The organism is Oleiphilus sp. HI0066, assembly GCF_001635725.1.
Map to the genome: position 1 here is coordinate 1 of NZ_LWFH01001194.1, position 1667 is coordinate 1667.

Below are 1667 nucleotides of genomic sequence, written 5' to 3' on the forward strand. Positions count from 1 at the left end.
ACCAATGATGAAAGTTTAACGCCTTTGATTCAGGCTGTCAGCGATGCCTTTGATCAGTCAGAAGAAGATAAACGTGCTTTAGAAGCATCAGTGCGAGAGCAAANCGCTGAGTTAGCATTGCGTAACGAAGAGCTAAATAATCAGGTTCGCGAGCTACAAAAAACCAAGGCAGCTCTGCAAGAATCTTACTCTCTTCTTCAGGCTAGCTTGAGTTCGACATACGATGCGCTTGTCATGCTCGATAACCAGGGCTCGATCCGACTCAGCAATCCGAACTTCAACAAGATGTTTCGCATGAATACCTTTAATGCGGGGCTCGCTCATGTGCATGATTTTATTGAGCATTGCCAATGCATTGTAAAAGGAAATCACCACTTCTCTGACGTTCTTAAGTTATCTCTCGCAGCGCCGGAGAAAACATTCACACATGAACTTCAAACATACGATGGTCGCTGGTTAGAAGCACATTCAAAGGCTCACTGGCATGACAATGAAATTGTCGGGCAAGTATGGAGCTTCAGAGATGTCACGGCACTGAAGTTGAAAGAGAAAGAAGCGAAACACCGTACTTTTCACGACTTTTTAACCGGACTGCCAAACCGGCGTTCACTTTTATCACGACTTAAAAAGTCCGTCAACGAAGCACAAAAAACATTCAAAGATGTTGTTGTGATGTTCATCGACTTAGATGGATTTAAAGACGTCAACGACTCTTTAGGACATAGTGTTGGTGATTCTCTCTTGATCGAGGTTGCGCGCCGAATGGAAAGTAAACTTCCTGAATGTGCCACCCTAACTCGACATGGTGGAGATGAATTCGTCGCCATTCTTGGCAAGCAAACTAGCCTAGATGAAGCGACAGCATATTCAGAACGAATTTTGAGTTGTTTCTCAAAGCCATATCACATCGGCAAGCAAGATATTTACATGAGCGTTAGTATCGGTATTGCAACACTCAATATGCATGGCAACGATTCTGAGCGACTTATTACTTACGCTAACTTGGCAATGACACAAGCCAAGAAACAAGGCTCGAATATCTATCAGGTCTATGACGCTTCAGTATCATCACAATGCGAGCACCGTCTCCGTATTCGTAATGAAATCAATCAAGCACTTGAGAACGATCAGTTCGAACTGTTTTTCCAACCAAAAATCTGTTTAGAGTCAGGTTCAATTAAAGGCGCAGAAGCGCTCATTCGCTGGCGTATGACCGACGGTAGCTTTAGAAGCCCGATGGAATTCATTCCGATTGCCGAAGAAAGTGGCCAGATTATTCCAATTACACAATGGGTAATACGCCGTTGTTGTGAGTACTTAAATGAATGGATGCCTCATCTAGATTCAGATTTTGTTCTGGCGCTAAATATCTCAGCGAAACACTTCCAAAAAGGTTTACTTCAAAGGGATGTTGCTTCGGTACTAAAAGAGATTCAAACAATCCCTTCTATGTTGGAACTCGAAGTCACCGAGACTGCCATCATGGAAGACATTGAATTAGCAGTTTCGACTCTAAATGAATTAAAGAGACTTGGTATTCGTACTGCTATTGATGACTTTGGCACCGGATATTCGTCGTTAAGCTACTTAAGAAAGCTCCCTATCGAAGTTCTTAAAATCGATAAAAGTTTCATCGATGAAATACTCGAGTCTCCTGAAGACAGAAC

General features: G+C 42.7%; 1 protein-coding gene. It reads left to right on the forward strand.

Going from position 1 to position 1667, the window contains the following annotated elements; translation table 11 throughout:
* A partial coding sequence (locus tag A3738_RS16195; protein ID WP_068763726.1) for a bifunctional diguanylate cyclase/phosphodiesterase occupies positions 1-1667 on the forward strand: 1667 nt, incomplete at both ends.